This window comes from Streptomyces sp. NPDC043896 (genome assembly GCF_056435605.1).
Window position 1 is genome coordinate 131,665 of record NZ_JBWKEE010000010.1, and the last position, 15,325, is coordinate 146,989.

Sequence of the window (15,325 nt, forward strand, 5' to 3'; positions counted from 1 at the left end):
CTCTTTCGTCTCACCAGGAAGTCCTGCCTTGGCCAACCCCACGCCCCTTGACTACGCCGAAACGCTCCGGGCTCTGGCCCGTGCCCTCGAACAGCACTGCGCCCGTGTCCGGGGCACCAAGCTCGAACCCGGCCTCGATACCCAGCAGCAGCTCAGCCCTCTCCTGCGCAGCACGTTCAGCCTCGCCGAGACACTGGTGGACGAGCTGACCGCGATGAGCAGCAGCACGGCCTTCACCAGCACCCCCGGATCCCGTCAGTCCCTCAACACGCTGGCCTCGGCACTCGCCGGCGTCACCGACGCCGCCGCGGAACTCGGCTTCGCCCTCGGCGAGAACGCCCACCCCGGCAGGCCCATGGGTGACGCACCCGATCCGTACCCCGACGGGGTGTGGAAGGCCATCTGCGACAACGCCCGACCTCTCATGGAAGAGCACCTTCACAACGCTGCCCACCAGCTTGAACTGGCCTCGATCTCCTGCCACTACATCGCCGCGGCCATCGAACGCAGCAGCACACCGGCAGAGCACCAGAGCAGTCGGGTCCGCCCCTCGACGTTCGCCTCGCCAGCTCCCGCGTCGGCGTCCATCGCCGCTCTGCCCGCCCAGCCCGGTTCCCCGCGCAGCCGATAGCTCCGCCACCGGCAGCCGGCGCTCGGCACCCTCACCCACCTGCAGGAGTTCTCACGTCCCCGACCGATCCCACCGGCAGCCCCACGCCCGCCGACATCGCCCGCGCCCTCGCCACCCGCATCTCCACCAACCCGCCGCCCCCACCCCATGTCGTGACCCTCCACTTCGCGCTGCTGCGCGGCGCCGAATCCCGCTACGGAAACCGCTCATCCGGCGGATCTGTGCTCGGCCTCGCCAACGCCCTGCACGCCGAGCTGTACGGCCTGCCGGGCGAACGTCCACCGCTGCCCGGCGCACTGGACGAACTGCTCCAGGCCACCGGGCACGACGACGACCAGAAGCTCGTGCTCGACCAGGTCGCCACCCAGCTGGAGGCCGCCGCCGCACTCATCGAGCGGGCCCGCCACCAGGCCCGCTGGCGCCAGCTGCCGGAGACGGTGGCCTCCCGCCTCGTGACCAGTCAGGCGCTTGCTCAGCACTTGTCCGCCGAACTGCGGTAGCTGGCCCCGGCCTTCACACCGGGCGCCGGCATTCCCCCCGCTCCGGTGGCGGCCCTCCCCATGCCGGTCCCCACCGCCGGAGCTCCAGTCCGATCCCGTCCCTGAGCCACCCGGACCTGTCCCGGACACCCCGGCTCACCACAGAGCGTCCCCCCTGCCGCTCCGGTACCTCCCTCACCGAAAGCCCCTCCTACCCATGCCCGACGATCTCCTGTTCTACATACCCGAGCCGCTCACCCCCGTCGAGCGCCTACTCACCCTCGCCGGTGAATTCACGCGGCACAACGACGCCATCGACCTCATCCGGCCCACCGCGGATTCGCCTCCAGACCTGGGGGCCCACGCCGGTTCGGCGAAGCACCTGGCCCACGAGTCCCTCACAGCGCTCAAGGCGGTCCACGAGCAGCAGCTGTACGGGAGTGCCGACCTGCGACGCCCTGGTCCGGATCAAACAGCTCGCCTACCTCAGCAGCGAGGCCGCCCGCCACCTGACCGAGGCGCAAGAAGCCCTCGCCGCTGCGCCCGAGGGCACCGTCCCAGCACGCGCCGATGAGCGAGAGGAGTGAGGCCTTGGTCCGAATGCGGCGAGCAGGAGGCTCAGCTCCGGGAACCGTTCTACCTGGCCTTCCGCACGCCGTATACGGCAGCGCCGAGTACGAGCACGGCGGCGCCGGAGATCACAGAGACCACCGGCAGGGCGAAGGCGAGGGCCCCGCACCCGGCTAGACCAACGACGGGCACGAGACGGGGCGGCCGTCCCTCTCCAGGAGAGAGAGTCCACGCGGCCGCGTTGGCGACGGCGTAGTAGGCCAGGACCCCGAAGGAGGAGAAGCCGATCGCACCTCGTACATCAACCGTCGCGGCCAGGACTGCGACCACGGCACCGACGACCAGTTCCGCACGGTGGGGAACCTGGAAACGGGGGTGGACCGCCGCCAGCGCGTGCGGCAGGTGACGGTCGCGGGCCATGGCCAAGGTGGTGCGCGAGACCCCGAGGATCAGTGCCAGAAGCGACCCGAGTGCCGCGACAGCCGCGCCGACACGCACCACCGGGGCCAGCCCCGGGACGCCAGCGGCAGATACCGCCTCGGCGAGCGGCGCGGCACTCTGAGCGAGGCGGTCCGGTCCCAGCACCGCGAGAACGCCCACGGCGACAGTCGCGTAGACGACGAGGGTGATGCCCAGCGCGAGAGGGATCGCGCGGGGAATGGTGCGGGCGGGATCCCGAACCTCTTCGCCGAGTGTGGCGATCCGGGCGTAACCGGCGAAGGCGAAGAACAGCAGGCCGGCCGCCTGGAGCGTCCCGCCGACGGTCATGTCCGCGCCGATGTCCAGGCGCGCGAAGTCGGCGTTGTCACTGGTCAGGCAGGCGGTCACCACGGCGGCCAGTACCGCGAGCACGACAGCGACGATGACACGGGTCAGCACCGCTGACTTCTGCACGCCGCTGTAGTTGAGGGCGGTCAGCGCCACCACCGCGGCGACCGCGACAGCGTGGGCCTGGTCGGGCCACGCATAGAAACCGACGGTCAGGGCCATCGCCGCGCAGGACGCGGTCTTCCCGATCACGAACGCCCAGCCGGCCAGATAGCCCCAGAAGTCGCCCAGGCGCTCACGGCCGTAGACGTAGGTTCCCCCGGACTGCGGGTAGCGGGCGGCCAGCCGGGCCGATGACGTGGCGTTGCAATACGCCACTATCGCGGCCAGCGCCAGGGCGAGCAGGAGTCCGGAACCGGCGGCGTCGGCTGCCGGGGCGAACGCGGCGAAGATCCCTGCCCCGATCATCGACCCCAGGCCGATCATCACCGCGTCGGACACGCCCAGGCGGCGCTTCAGCTCACCCGAGCCCGTCGAGGCCCCCACCGTGTTCATCACTTGCTCCTCCACTGCACCAGCCGTCGATCTCGGCGCACGGTAGCCGAAGAAGGTGTCCAGCAGGGGCGGCCGGACCGCAGCCCCTCAGCGGGACCAGGCCGGGCACGGTCCCGACGGCTGCACCGCACACGGTGAGGCCAGCAACAGCCCAGCAATGTCAGGCCCTACAGAGCGGCCTGCACACATCACCAGAAAGATCACAACACTGTCTCGATTCCCAATAACATGCCCTTTCCACGGAAACACCCAGTGGCGGAGTATCAGGGATTCCTCCCCGGGCGAGTGGGCTGATGTCGTCGAATTCGACGCGGCCATACGACAGGGCAACGCCCGCGCGAACGCGAACGGAAACCGGCTGCTCGGACAGGCTTATCTGCACCGATCCCGGGTGCCGCTTTCCGAGGCGCCGATCGACCATGTCACCGCCTCGGAGTGGGCTGCCCTGCAGCAGGAGACCGACGTACCGGACGCCGAGGAACTCGAAGCCGGGGTCGTGGACGGCTGCTCGCCCTGGGCCTGTCGGGGCGAGCAGAGCGCACCGGACCGCGACGGCTTCGGGCTGGCCGTATGAGAGACCTCGTCCTGGACCTCTTCGCCGGTCCGGGCGGCTGGGGGCACGCCCTGCACGTCCTGGGTGTGCGCGACGTCGGTCTGGAGTGGGACGAATGGGCCTGCAAGACCCGTGCGGCGACCGGGCAGACCACGATCCGCACCGACGTCGCACTCTATCCGGTCCACCCCTTCGTCGGCCGGACCCGCGGCCTGATAGCGAGCCCGCCCTGCCAGGCGTGGAGCATGGCCGGCAAACGCCTCGGTCTGGTCGACCAGCCCCTCGTCCACCAGGCCGTGACAGACCTGGCCGCCGGACGGGACACCCGCCCCCAACTCCTCTCAGCCTGCCAGGACCCGAGGTCGCTGCTGGCCGCCGAGCCGATGCGCTACCTCCACGCCCTACACCAGGCCAGCCAGCCGGAATGGGTGCTGATGGAAGAGGTCCCCGACGTCGCACCGCTGTGGAAGCAGTACGCCGCAGTGCTGCGCACCTGGGGGTTCTCCGCCTGGAGCGGCATCTTGAACGCGGCCGACTTCGGCGTGCCGCAGACCCGGCGACGGGCGATCCTCATCGCCTCCCGTACGCGCCGGGCGGTCCCGCCCGAACCTACGCACGCCAAGTTCGTCGAACCGGAGTCCCTGTTCGGGCCCGGCCGACACAAGTGGGTGTCCATGGCCGAAGCCCTCGGCTGGGGCCGCACTGACGGTCCCGTGCCCACCGTGTGCGCCGGCGGCGGTCCCGGCGGCGGACCGGAGCCCTTCCCCTCCGGCTCCCGCAAGACCCTCTCCGACGCCCGCGACCGTGGCGCCTGGCAGAACCCCCCGCACCGCCCGATGCCCGGCCGGAGTCGCAAGATCGCATCGCCGTGCCGGTGTGACTGGGTCTTGCGCACCAACAGCCAGGCGAACGCGGCGGTCCGCGCCGTCACCGAGCCGGCGGCCACGCTGTTCTTCGGGAACCGGGCCAACGAGTGCGTCTGGACCACCCGGTCCGCCACCCCTGCGGGCTCAGCTGCAGAGGGAGCACCGCCGGCGATCCGGATCACTGCCGAGGAGGCCGGGATCCTGCAGTCCTTCCCGGCGTCCTACCCGTGGCAGGGCAACAAGGGCCAGCGCTTCTCCCAGATCGGCAACGCGGTACCCCCGCTGCTCGCGGCCCACTTGATCGCGCCCCACGTGGAACGCACGGTCAGCCGCGACGACTTCGTCCTGGCGGCGTGATGACCAATCACGCCCGCGCCGAGGCGGAGGCAGAGTTCTCCGCCGACCCGGCGCCTACGCCGGTGGTCCACTACGCCGAGCAGGCGCTGCTCGGGGCCCTGCTCCTGGTCCCTGAGCGGCTGAAAACCATCGGGCTCCTCGAGCCCGAGCACTTCGCCAACACCGCCCACAGCGCCCTGTTCGCGGCGATGCGCACCGTGTCCCCGCCCGCCCCCGAGGTCCACCGCACCAGCCCCGTGTGGCCGAACCAGCTCCTTGCCGCCGCGCAGCCCCAGGCCCGAGCGCTGACGGCGGCCTACCTTCACCTGCTGATCAGCGTCTGTCCCGCCGATGCCCACGCCCCGGCCTACGCACAGATGGTCCGCTCCGGACACGCCCGCCGCGTCCTGCGTCAGCACGCCGGCTTCCTCGCCCAGGCCGCCCGTGCCCCGGGGCCCGACCCCGCCGGTGTTGTCCTCGCCCGGGCCGACCAGCTCGCCGTCTATCTCGATGAGCTGGCCACGGCCTTTCCCTCCCACCCCGGTTCGATGCCCCGGACCCCGCCTGGGCCCGAACCGGCAGCGGAGACGTCCACGGAGGCGGAGGACCAGGAGCGGATGCTGCTCGCCACAGCCACCGCCCACCCCGAGGAGCTGCCCCGGATGCGGTGGCTGCACGAAAGCGACTTCACGGTCCCCTCTCACGCCGCCCTGTTCGCCTGCCTGACCACACTCGCCCGCCGGGGTGCACCAGTGGACCCCATCACCCTGCTGTGGGAAGCCCAGCAGCGCGGCCTGCTCCACAAGGGTTTCGGGCCCGCCGAGTTCCTCGACCTGGTCTCCCACCCCGCCGGGGCGCCCGAGCACTGGGGCCAGAAAATCCTCCAACGCGCTCTCCTCAGCCAGGCCGCATCCGTCGCGGCCCGCATCGAAGCGCTCACCGCGGACCAGGCCACCTCCGTCCACCAACTGGCCACCGGCAGCCGGCGCGCCCTCGCCGCCCTGTCATCCACTCGGGCCCGCTGGCGCCAGGCCACCAGCGACCCCGTCGAAAAGGCCCCCGTTCCTCAGCCCACGGCATCGCGTACCCCATCCGTCCGCAGCCCGACCGCACGAGCCGGCCCCGCCGCGCGCACCCCGGCCCGGCCCAGCCGATGACCAACCCACCCCAACCGAAGGCCCCTCATGTCTCACGCCTCCGCCGACGCCCACATCCGATTCACCCTCCACTCGGAACACCACCCGAGCGTCATCGCAACGACATCCGGCCCCACAAGTGACGCCGCCCGCTCACACCTGCACGGCCTCGGCTTCCGCAGCACCGGCCCGGACACCATGGTCCTCGCCCGCATCGATCACGAGGAGCCGTACTACGCCAACGCCGCAGCCACGCAGCTGAGCCGGTACGGCTTCACCGTCGAGATCACCCCGCCGCTCCAGGAAGAGATCGACACGGAGTGGTCCTGGGGCAACTACCCGTACCCCTGGTGCACCCGCGACGAGGTCCGCGAGGTGAGCGCCGAGGCCCAGCGCATCCACGACGACATCGCCGAGGGCCGCCTGATCATCCAACTCCACGCCGACGACGGCCACACCACCGTCGCCGCCGGCACCTACACCAGCGGGGTCAAGCGCGCTGTCCACCTCCACGGCGAGAACCACCTCCGCCAGATCGCCCAGGAGTACGACGACGAAGCAGAAGCACTCGGTGAGTTCCACAAGCTGTACACCGTCGCCGTCCGTCCCGGCCCCGCTCCTCTGACCGGACGCGAGCGATCTGCACGCAACGCGCTCACTGCCGGCGTTCGAAAGGAGAACGTGCCTACGAGGAACCCCGCGGGGGCCGCCGCCACGTCGGCCGTCAAGGCTGCGGCGCCGCCGACCGCCGGCCCCGGCGAGCACGAGGCGTTCCTCGCATCCTTCCTGGACTCCAGCCCTCAGTGGGAGAAGTACAGGACCTGGAGCGACGAGACGACGATCGCCTCCCACGAAAGCCTGACCTCCAGAGCCGAGTTCGACCACGAGGCCCGCCATCGCACGGACATCGCCTGGACGTTCGCCGAGTACGACGGGCCTGTTGGCGAGCGGCTTTGGCGTGCCACCGTTACCGTCGGCACCCCCGTCCCTCTCATCCACGCGATGCTGAGTCACCTCGATGCCCCGGTCCTCGTGGACGCCACGGAACCGCACTCCGCGCTACAGGATGCCGGATGGCACCCTGCTAGCCACCCGGCGCGTACCACCTGGCAAGCGCCCAACCGCAGCATGGCCTTCGAGCACACCCCCCGCTCGAACGACGAGGGGTGGGCCCTGTACGGCGGGGAGGACCTTAACAAGATCGCCTGGGCTATCCGCCTCTCCCCTGGTGTTCCGCACGACCTGCTTGCTCGGCTCACCGAAGCCGCCTCCGACCTGTACGAGGCGACCGGGCATCCGGCCGGTCGCCAGCGGCAGCTGGCGCCCGTTCCCCGGCTCCCCGCCGTCGTGCCTCGCCCGCTTTCTCGCGTTCGCTGACCGGGTGCCGTCCGCAACGACGCGGCACTGCTCCGGATGCTGCGTCCGGGCACTGGCACATTCAGGTCAGCGACTCCAGCAAGTCTGTCGCCGCCGCCTGGGCCAGCCCGGTCAGGGGGGTGGTCTTCCCCGTACGGCGATGCACACGCTCAACGTTGGAACACAGCATCAGCCGGGCCAGGCGGCCAGCCCGGGTACCGAGGACATCGGCGAACTCTGCCAGCACCCGACTCGCCAAGGCCGGCATGGGCAGGGACGCCGACCACAGGCAGGCCGCGTCGTACCCGACCGGCGCCATGCCCCAGCTCTCCCAGTCCAGCACGGTCAACTCCGGGCCGGTCAAGTTGGCCCATCCGATGTCCCCATGGGCACATGCCCACTCGGTGACGGTCGTGTCGGCTTGGTCTCCGTAAGCCTCGCGGATCCGGCCGGCCAGGTGGTCCTGGCTGAGGCAGACCCGCTCCGTGGAGTGCCAGCGCGACCAGGGCGTCGCGGAGTTCCACCCACCAGGTGGGCGGTAGTTCCGGGTCGCGGTCGACGCTGCCGGTCGGGGAGATGGACGGCGAGGCGGCGAGGCTCATCTCGTCGACCCGCCACACCACGCCCCGGGCCGGGTCGTGCCATTGGGAGCCGGCGAACCATTCCGGGCGCGGCACCCCGTGCACGGCGACCGACGCCTCGATGCCGGTCCAGGCCGCCGAGTTGAGCCGTTCGGGGCGGCACCATGCCAGCCGTAGCCACGTGCCCGCTTCGGTCTCGAAGCCGGCTGTGCCGTTGAAGCGGGAGTAGTGGCCACGGGTAGGGTCCCGGACGCGGCCGGTGCGCTTCTGAGCCTCGGCCAGGACGTCGTCGTGCGGAACGGTGCGAAGGTCATCCAGGGTGGGCTGCACGTAGGTCTCCATTTCCGTGGGCCCTGGCCCGCAGCAGTTCCCGGTACTCGCCGATCACCTGCCTGCTTGGCCCGAGCCGGACAGCGGCGGCGAGCTCGTCGAGGTGGCCAAGCAGCGCGCATGCCCCTCCATGGGCGGCCGGGCGATACATAGCGCACGATCCCCGGTTTCCGAAACCGGGGATCGTGCGGAAGATGGAGAACTCCACCGCCACGTCCCACCCGTCACGTCGAAAGGCGCCCGCCAAGGACCCTCACTCTTCCCGCTGCTCGCGAACGCCCCGTTCCGGCGCCCGGCACGTGAAGTCTGCGCCGAGTCGACGGCCCCTACGCCGCTGCGTAGGACAGCCGGAACAGCTCCGCCGCTCGCTCTACGTCCTCCTCCGAGCGCAGCTGTACCTCCAGGTCGCCGGTGCCATGGTGCCCCAGGCCGGTCATGTCCCTTGTGAAGCCCGGCACGAGGTCAACCGCCGCGGGGGCGGCTTTGAGGTACACGAGGACCTTGTCCTGCCGTGGCGTCACGCAGGCGAAGTTCCGCAGCCGCTGGTAGGCGTCGTACTGCTGGCGCCTGACCTTCTTGACGTCCTCCCCCAGCCCCAGCAGCAGTTCGTCCACTGCCGATGCCAGGTATGCGATTGCCTCGGGCGACGGCTGGGTGGGCGGGGTGCCGGCAGCACCCATGCGGCGAAGGCGCTTGGGCGCTTTGGCCCGGGCGTCGACCGAAGCGGCGACCGTCTCCAGCGCGATGTGGTGTTCGCCGTACAGGCGATAGCGGACCAGGTCGATCGACCGGCGGTGCTCGCGCACCGCGTGAAGGTCGTAGCGGGTGAAGTCGCCGGCGATGCAGATCAACCGGGGTGCGCTCCACAGCACCTGCGAGGCCGCGGTCGCCCCGAGACGCTCACGCACCAGCGCCTGGAACTCAGTCCGGTGGTCCACCAGCCACGCCATATAGAACAGGCCCTGGTTGATGACCCCCGGGTCCGTCGCACGCTTGTACTCGACGATCACCGGGGCGCCGTTCTCATCGAGCCCCAGCGAGTCGATGCGCCCGCCATGGACCGGGCCGGTGACGTACTCAGTGGCGAGGAACCTCACCCCGAGCATGGGCTCCATTGCCCCCTCCACGAGGGCCTGCACCTCTGCCTCTTCGTCGGCCAATCGCGGCGCAACCTCCGTGACGCCACCCTTCGTGCTGAACAGCCTCAGCGTCGACACCCCCCATCGTCGACCTCCCCCAACACAAACGACATCGAGACTATTTCCGAGGGTGGCCGATCGACTGCGCCGCTTACGGAGCGTGCACAGCGTCTAGGGCTCCTACTGCTCCTCTGCTCTGCCTGGCCGGGCCAAGGCAGCGAGCCCCAGCCGCGCCCACTGCCCCATACGTTCACGCAGTGCGTTCGCGGCAACCACGGATGCGGGAAGCGGGGCTCCTACAGGAAGTCAGGCTGCTCGACCACTACTGGGAGTAGGGGTGCATTCGTGCTGCTGTGTGCGGGCCCCGAAGGCTGTCACGGCAGCAGCGATCGAAAGTGCGGCTAGCAGCGCGAACAGCGCGGGGTATCCGCCCAGGGGCCCGGCCAGGACTGCGCCGGCGAAGGGGGCAAGGGCGGCTGCAGCGTGGGATGGCGCTCCGAGTAGTCCGGAGAGACGGCCATAGTGGGTAGTTCCCCAGCGGTCGGTGACGGCGGTGGCCTGGAGCAGGGTGAGGTTTCCCCGGATGACCCCGGCGAGGATGGATACAGCGACGAGTACGGCATACGGGCCTGCCACGGTGGCGAGTGCTGCGGTGGTGAGGGCGCCGAGCGCGATAAGGCTGATGGTGCGGGCCGTGACGCCGAGGCGGCGGGCGAGGGTTGCGTACAGGGTCCGGCCGAGGGTCTGCCCCGCACCGCCAAGACCCAGGGCCCACGCCGCCTGGGTGGTGGTGAAGCCGCGTTCGAGGAAAAGAGGAACGAGGCCAATGACGACGGCGTACATCGCGAAGGCAGAAAGGGTGAGGGTGACAGCCAGCATCCAGAACGCCCGGCTGCGCACGACGCGTTCGTGGCCGCCGGTGATGTGCGGCGGGCTCGGAGGGGCGGCAGGCCAGGGGGCTTTGAGCGCGAGGGCATGGGTCGGAACGGTTACGGCCGCGAGGATGCCGGCGAGGACTGCGTAGGTACCGCGCCAGGACAGATGCTCGGCGAGGAGGGCGGTAAGGGGCGCGAAGACGGTGGAGGCGAGTCCCCCGACGAGGGTGACGATCGTGAGGGCCCGGACGTGGTCGGGGGCCCACCAGCGGGTAAGGGCGGCGAAGGCGGGCGGGTAGAAGGTGGCGGCCATCGCCGCTCCGGCGAGGAGCCACCCGGCTGTGAAAACGACGAGGTTGGGGGCGGCGGCAACAACGAGGAGGCTGAGAGGGCCGAGGACGGATCCGGCCGTCATCACGGCGTGGGGGCCTCGGCGGTCCAGGACGCGGCCGACGTAGATGCCGACGATGGCGGAGACGATGAGGGCGGCGGAGAACGCGGCGGTGGTCGCTCCCGCGGGCCAGCCGGTGTACTTCGTGATGGTGGGGTTGAGGACGGGGAAGGCGTAGTAGAGGACGCCCCAGCTGGTGATCTGCGTGACGCACAGGGCCGGCAGGACGGCGCGTGGCCGTGACCGGACCCCCGTCCCGGTCACGGCCACGCTGGCCTTGGTCTGCTGCATGTTGGTCAGCAGCCGCCGCTGGTGGCGGGTGCGCCGATGGTGAGGGTGGCCGGGGCCGCGCAGCAGCCACTGTTCTGTTCGGCGGTCTCAGGCTGGTCGAAGAGGCCGGCGCCGCCACAGACACCGGTCTCGGGCAGGGTCAGCTCGACGCGCTCGGCGGCTTCCTGGTCGCCGGCGAGGTGGGCAGCGATGGAGCGAACCTGCTCGTAGCCGGTCATGGCCAGGAAGGTCGGGGCGCGGCCGTAGGACTTCATGCCGACCAGGTAGACGTCCTTCTCCGGGTGGGACAGCTCGTTGACGCCGTGCGGGTAGACGGTGCCGCAGGAGTGCTGGTTCGGGTCGATCAGCGGCGCCAGCTCCACCGGGGCCTGCAGGCGCTCGTCGAGACCGAGGCGCAGCTCGTTCACGAAGGTCAGGTCGGGGCGGAAGCCGGTCAGCACGATGACCTCGTCGACCACATCGAGGCGGCGGCCGTCCTCGCCGACGAGGACCAGGCGCCCGTCGCCGTCCCGCTCGATGGCCTCGGTACGGAAGCCGGTGACCGCGTCTGCGTACCCGGCGTCCACGGCAGCCTTCGCCGCCAGGCCGAGGGCGCCGCGCGCCGGGAGCTGGTCGGCTTCGCCGCCGCCGAAGGTGGAGCCGGAGATGCCGCGGCGCAGGACCCACAGCGCCTTGGTGCCGGAGCCTCCGCCGCTCTTGGCGAGGTCGGCGAGGTAGGCCAGGGCGGTGAAGGCGGAGGCGCCGGAGCCGATGACGGCGGTGCGCTTGCCCGCGTACCGGGCCCGGACGGCCGGGTCCTTCAGGTCGGGGACGCGGTAGGTGATCCGGTCGGCGGCGGCCTTCTCGCCCAGGGCGGGCAGTCCGCTGGCGCCTGCCGGGCTCGGGGTGGACCAGGTGCCGGAGGCGTCGATCACGGCGCGGGCGAAGAGGCGCTCCTCGCGGCCGTCGGCGTGTTCGACGTGGAGCACGAAGGGCTGGGTATCGCGGTCGGCGTCGACGATGCGGTCGCGGCCGGTGCGGGATACGCCGGTGACGCGGGCGCCGAAGCGGACGCGGTCACCGAGGGCGTCGGCGAGGGGCTGGAGGTAGAGCTCGGCCCAGTCCCCGCCGGTCGGGTAGGAGGCGGCATCGGGCTTGATCCAGCCGGTCGGGGCGAGGAGCTTCTCGGCGGCCGGGTCGACGACCTCGCCCCAGGTGGAGAAGAGACGTACGTGGGCCCAGTCACGGGTCGCGGCGCCAGCGTGCGGGCCGGTCTCGAGGACGAGGAAGTCCAGGCCGCGGTCTTCCAGATGGGCGGCGGCGGCCAGGCCGGCGGGTCCGGCCCCGATCACGACGACGGGCAGGTCGGTGGTGGCAGGCGCGTTCACGGTCGGCTCCTCGTTGCTTGTTTCGATGTCTGTCGATGGCTTGTGTGATCAGCATGGCACCTGTTTCGATGTGCGTCAACATAGACATTCATCGAATCCGTGGAGGTTGCCGTGGAGCACGTGGAAGCCGTCGTCATCGGAGGTGGGCAGTCGGGCCTTGCCGCCGCGCACGCGCTGGTCAAGCAGGGTGTGGTGCCGGTGGTGCTGGAGGCGTCGGATCGGGCGGTGGGATCGTGGCCGCGGTACTACGACAGCCTGACCCTGTTTTCCCCGGCTCGGTTCAGCTCGCTGCCGGGCCTGGCGTTCGGCGGGAATCCGGAGCGGTATCCGCACCGGGACGAGGTCGTCGCCTACCTCGACCGCTACGCCGCACGCCTCGACGCCGACGTCCGCACCGGCCGGCGGGTTGTCCGCATCGAAGCCGACCCTGCCGGCTTCCGCGTCGACCTGGAGTGCGGCGAGCGGATTTCGGCTGGTGTGGTGATCGCCGCGTCCGGGAGTTTCGGCCGTCCGCACCACCCCGCGCTGGCCGGGCGGGAGGCGTTCACCGGGCAGGTGCTTCACGTCGCCGACTACCACGCCCCCGCCGAGTTCGCCGGGCAGCGGGTCGTGGTGGTCGGCGCGGGCAACTCCGCGGTCCAGGTCGCCGCCGAGCTCTCCCGGGTGAGCCGTACGACGCTGGCGACGCGGGCGCCGGTGAAGTTCGCTCGCCAGCGACTCCTGGGCCGCGACCTGCACTTCTGGCTCACCCGTACCGGCCTCGACGCCGCTCCGCTCGGCAGGCTGCTGCGTACCCCGCCAGCCCAGCCAGTGCTGGACGACGGCCGCTACCTGGCCGCCCTCACTGCCGGGCTTCCGGACCGCCGCCCGATGTTCACCGGCCTGGACGGCGGCAAGGTCGTGTGGCCGGACGGGAGCTCGGAGGTCGTGGACTCGATCATCCTGGCCACCGGCTACCGCCCCCACCTGCCCTATCTCGCCAACCTCGATGGAGCCCTCGACGCTTCGAAGCGGCCCCGGCACCGCGACGGCGCCTCCCTCGCGCATTCCGGGCTGGCGTTCGTGGGTCTGGAGTGGCAGCGCAGCCTGTCCTCGAACTCCCTGCGCGGATGCGGCCGTGACGCCGAACGCACGGCCCGCCGCCTGGCCGCCCACCTCGCCCGACAGTGAGGCCCCTCCCGCATTAGTTCGACGTATGTCAACATAGACCTATGTCGAATGCGAAGGTGTTGCCGCTGCTGGAGCCCGAAGCCGTCGCTGCTTGCTGCCCGCCGTTGAACGAGCGCCCCATGTCGGCGGACGAGGCCGAGGTCGCGGCGAAGATGTTCAAGGCGCTCGGTGACCCGGTGCGTCTGCGGCTGTTCTCCGCCGTCGCCTCGCACGAGGGCGGAGAGGCATGCGTGTGCGACATCTCGGACGTAGGCGTCTCCCAGCCGACGGTTTCCCACCACCTCAAGAAGCTCAAGGAAGCCGGACTGCTGTCCTCCGAGCGGCGCGGCACCTGGGTGTACTACCGGGTCGAGCCCTCCGTGCTCGCCGCCATGGGCGCGCTGCTGGCCGGCGCCGCGAAAGCAGCATGACGACGGTGAACATCCTTCCGCTACTGCCCGAGCATGCCAAGCAGGTCCTCGCGATCTATCAGGCCGGGATCGACGAGGGCAACGCCACCTTCGAGACAACCGCCCCCGACTGGGCGGCTTTCGACGCGGCGAAGCTGGTCGGGCACCGCTTGGTCGCGCTCGACGAGGACAAGTCAGTGCTCGGCTGGGTCGCGGTGAGCGCGGTCTCGGACCGGTGCGCGTACGGCGGGGTGGTGGAGCACTCCGTCTATGTCCACCCTGACGCCCGCGGTCGTGGTGTTGCCCGGAGGCTGCTGGAGGCCCTCATCGCTTCCACGGAGGCGGCGGGGATCTGGACTATCCAGTCCGGGATCTTCCCTGAGAACGCCGCCAGCCTCGCCCTCCACGGACGCGCCGGCTTCCGGGTCATCGGCACCCGCGAGCGCATCGGCCGCCACCACGGTGAGTGGAGGGACGTCGTACTGCTGGAGCGCCGTAGCCCGTCGGTCGGCTGAATCGTCAGTGCGTGGTGGGTACGAGGCGTGGGATGGCACGCATGTAGACGATCATTCCGATGACCTCGACGAGGGTCTGGGTGACCACGACGACGGCGGCCACGGCCAGGTCGTCGGGGAGTGCGAGGGCGAGTGGCAGGACGACCAGGGAGTTGCGGGTCGCGCCGGTGAACACGATCGCGCGGCTGTCGGGGGCGTCCAGGCGGAAGAGCCGGGCGACGGCCAGCCCGGCGAAGGCCATCACGATCAGGAATACGGCGTATACGGGGATGACCGCCGCGACGTCGCCGAGGCTGCCTCCGAGCTTCGGTACCTGAGAGGCGACGACGGTGAAGAGGGTGGCTGCCATCAGCGGCACCATGGCCGCAGTGGCGGCGTCCGAGGTTTTCTGCCCGGCCGGATAGCGGGCAGCCCAGCACTGGGTGAGCCAGGCCAGCGCAAGCGGGGTCACGATCAGGAAGACGAACGCCTCCAGGAAAGGCGCCGCCTCCACCACGTCGCCCAGGTCTGGACCCATGAACAGCCACAGGAATGCCGGCAGGAGCAGCATCTGCGCAAGCAGCAGCAAGGGGGTCGCAGCCAGGAGCCGCTGACTGCTGCCACCGGCCAGGCCGCTGAAGACGATCACGTAGTCCACGCACGGCGCCAGCAGCACCAGCAGAACCCCGATCCGCAGCGCCCGATCGTCAGGCAGGAACGCGTACAGGCCCGCCACGACCGCTGGCACCACCGCGAAGTTCACCACCAGGGCCGCAGCCAGGAACCGTCCGGCGCGCAGGGAACGCAGCAGCTCGGCGGCCGGGACCTGGAGGAAGGTGACGTACAGCAGGGCGGCGAGCACCGGGTTGATGGCGTGCGCCAAAGCCGGACCCGCTGAGGGTGCGGCCAGCCCGACTGCGGCACCGGCGACCATCGCGCCGAGGTAGACGGCGACCTGGTGCCGTTCCATCGCGGCCACCAGGCCCTGATCCTGCTCCTGTGTCACCGGTGCTCGCTCCGCATGTCTGCTCATCCCGGCCCCTGAGTG

15 protein-coding genes and 1 pseudogene are annotated in these 15,325 nt (G+C 70.7%); 10 read left to right on the plus strand and 6 right to left on the minus strand.

Going from position 1 to position 15,325, the window contains the following annotated elements; genetic code table 11:
- The first annotated feature begins 28 nt into the window (after positions 1 to 28).
- The 3 genes from AC069X_RS17165 to AC069X_RS17175 all read left to right on the plus strand — a co-directional run bounded on the left by AC069X_RS17165 (position 29) and on the right by AC069X_RS17175 (position 1,697).
- Positions 29 to 631 (plus strand): hypothetical protein, encoded by a 603-nt coding sequence (locus AC069X_RS17165; protein WP_478729395.1) that lies wholly within the window; start codon positions 29 to 31, stop codon positions 629 to 631.
- Positions 632 to 783: 152 nt separating this feature from the next.
- On the plus strand, positions 784 to 1,131 hold the full coding sequence (locus tag AC069X_RS17170; RefSeq protein ID WP_478729396.1) for a hypothetical protein: 348 nt from the start codon (positions 784 to 786) through the stop codon (positions 1,129 to 1,131).
- A gap of 419 nt (positions 1,132 to 1,550) precedes the next feature.
- The gene (locus AC069X_RS17175; protein ID WP_478729397.1) at positions 1,551 to 1,697 is read left to right on the plus strand and encodes a hypothetical protein; all 147 of its coding nucleotides are present in this window, start codon (positions 1,551 to 1,553) and stop codon (positions 1,695 to 1,697) included.
- A 49-nt stretch (positions 1,698 to 1,746) separates the two neighbouring features.
- Here AC069X_RS17175 and AC069X_RS17180 read toward each other — a convergent pair whose 3' ends face one another.
- On the minus strand, positions 1,747 to 3,003 hold the full coding sequence (locus AC069X_RS17180) for an APC family permease (RefSeq protein ID WP_478729398.1): 1,257 nt from the start codon (positions 3,001 to 3,003) through the stop codon (positions 1,747 to 1,749).
- A gap of 229 nt (positions 3,004 to 3,232) precedes the next feature.
- Between AC069X_RS17180 and AC069X_RS17185 the strand changes: the two are divergent.
- From AC069X_RS17185 to AC069X_RS17200, 4 genes and pseudogenes are all read left to right on the plus strand, one after another.
- Positions 3,233 to 3,577 (plus strand): annotated as a pseudogene (locus AC069X_RS17185) (hypothetical protein); the annotation flags it as partial.
- On the plus strand, positions 3,574 to 4,779 hold the full coding sequence (locus AC069X_RS17190; protein ID WP_478729399.1) for a DNA cytosine methyltransferase: 1,206 nt from the start codon (positions 3,574 to 3,576) through the stop codon (positions 4,777 to 4,779). The pseudogene AC069X_RS17185 and the gene AC069X_RS17190, both read left to right, overlap by 4 nt.
- Positions 4,779 to 5,915 carry a DnaB-like helicase N-terminal domain-containing protein gene (locus AC069X_RS17195; RefSeq protein ID WP_478729400.1) on the plus strand — a complete coding sequence of 379 codons (1,137 nt, stop codon included), beginning with the start codon at positions 4,779 to 4,781 and terminating at the stop codon, positions 5,913 to 5,915. Before AC069X_RS17190 ends, AC069X_RS17195 begins: the two co-directional genes overlap by 1 nt.
- Positions 5,916 to 5,942: 27 nt before the next feature.
- Complete coding sequence (locus AC069X_RS17200; protein WP_478729401.1) at positions 5,943 to 7,271, plus strand: DUF317 domain-containing protein; 1,329 nt, start codon at positions 5,943 to 5,945, stop codon at positions 7,269 to 7,271.
- 61 nt (positions 7,272 to 7,332) lie between these two features.
- On the opposite strand, the gene AC069X_RS17205 is transcribed toward AC069X_RS17200, so the two are convergent.
- From AC069X_RS17205 to AC069X_RS17220, 4 genes are all read right to left on the minus strand, one after another.
- A complete protein-coding gene (locus tag AC069X_RS17205; protein ID WP_478729402.1) occupies positions 7,333 to 7,593 on the minus strand; it encodes a hypothetical protein in 261 nt (86 codons plus the stop codon).
- An 894-nt stretch (positions 7,594 to 8,487) separates the two neighbouring features.
- Positions 8,488 to 9,378, minus strand: a complete 891-nt coding sequence (locus tag AC069X_RS17210; RefSeq protein WP_478729403.1) for a transporter — start codon at positions 9,376 to 9,378, stop codon at positions 8,488 to 8,490.
- Positions 9,379 to 9,606: 228 nt separating this feature from the next.
- Positions 9,607 to 10,857: an MFS transporter gene (locus tag AC069X_RS17215; RefSeq protein WP_478729404.1), complete on the minus strand. Its 1,251-nt coding sequence runs from the start codon at positions 10,855 to 10,857 to the stop codon at positions 9,607 to 9,609.
- A gap of 5 nt (positions 10,858 to 10,862) precedes the next feature.
- Entirely contained in the window at positions 10,863 to 12,224 is a 1,362-nt protein-coding gene (locus tag AC069X_RS17220; RefSeq protein WP_478729405.1) for an NAD(P)-binding domain-containing protein, read from the minus strand.
- 111 nt (positions 12,225 to 12,335) lie between these two features.
- Here AC069X_RS17220 and AC069X_RS17225 point away from each other — a divergent pair, with 111 nt between their 5' ends.
- From AC069X_RS17225 to AC069X_RS17235, 3 genes are read left to right on the plus strand one after another with little or no spacing between them, the layout of a single operon-like run.
- Positions 12,336 to 13,394, plus strand: coding sequence for a flavin-containing monooxygenase (locus AC069X_RS17225; RefSeq protein WP_478729406.1), 1,059 nt, complete (start codon positions 12,336 to 12,338; stop codon positions 13,392 to 13,394).
- A 41-nt stretch (positions 13,395 to 13,435) separates the two neighbouring features.
- A complete protein-coding gene (locus AC069X_RS17230) occupies positions 13,436 to 13,804 on the plus strand; it encodes an ArsR/SmtB family transcription factor (protein WP_362009032.1) in 369 nt (122 codons plus the stop codon).
- 5 nt (positions 13,805 to 13,809) lie between these two features.
- On the plus strand, positions 13,810 to 14,298 hold the full coding sequence (locus AC069X_RS17235) for an N-acetyltransferase family protein (protein WP_478729407.1): 489 nt from the start codon (positions 13,810 to 13,812) through the stop codon (positions 14,296 to 14,298).
- 4 nt (positions 14,299 to 14,302) lie between these two features.
- Here the strand turns inward: AC069X_RS17235 and AC069X_RS17240 are convergent, their stop codons facing one another.
- On the minus strand, positions 14,303 to 15,247 hold the full coding sequence (locus AC069X_RS17240; RefSeq protein ID WP_478729494.1) for an arsenic resistance protein: 945 nt from the start codon (positions 15,245 to 15,247) through the stop codon (positions 14,303 to 14,305).
- Positions 15,248 to 15,325 lie beyond the last annotated feature (78 nt).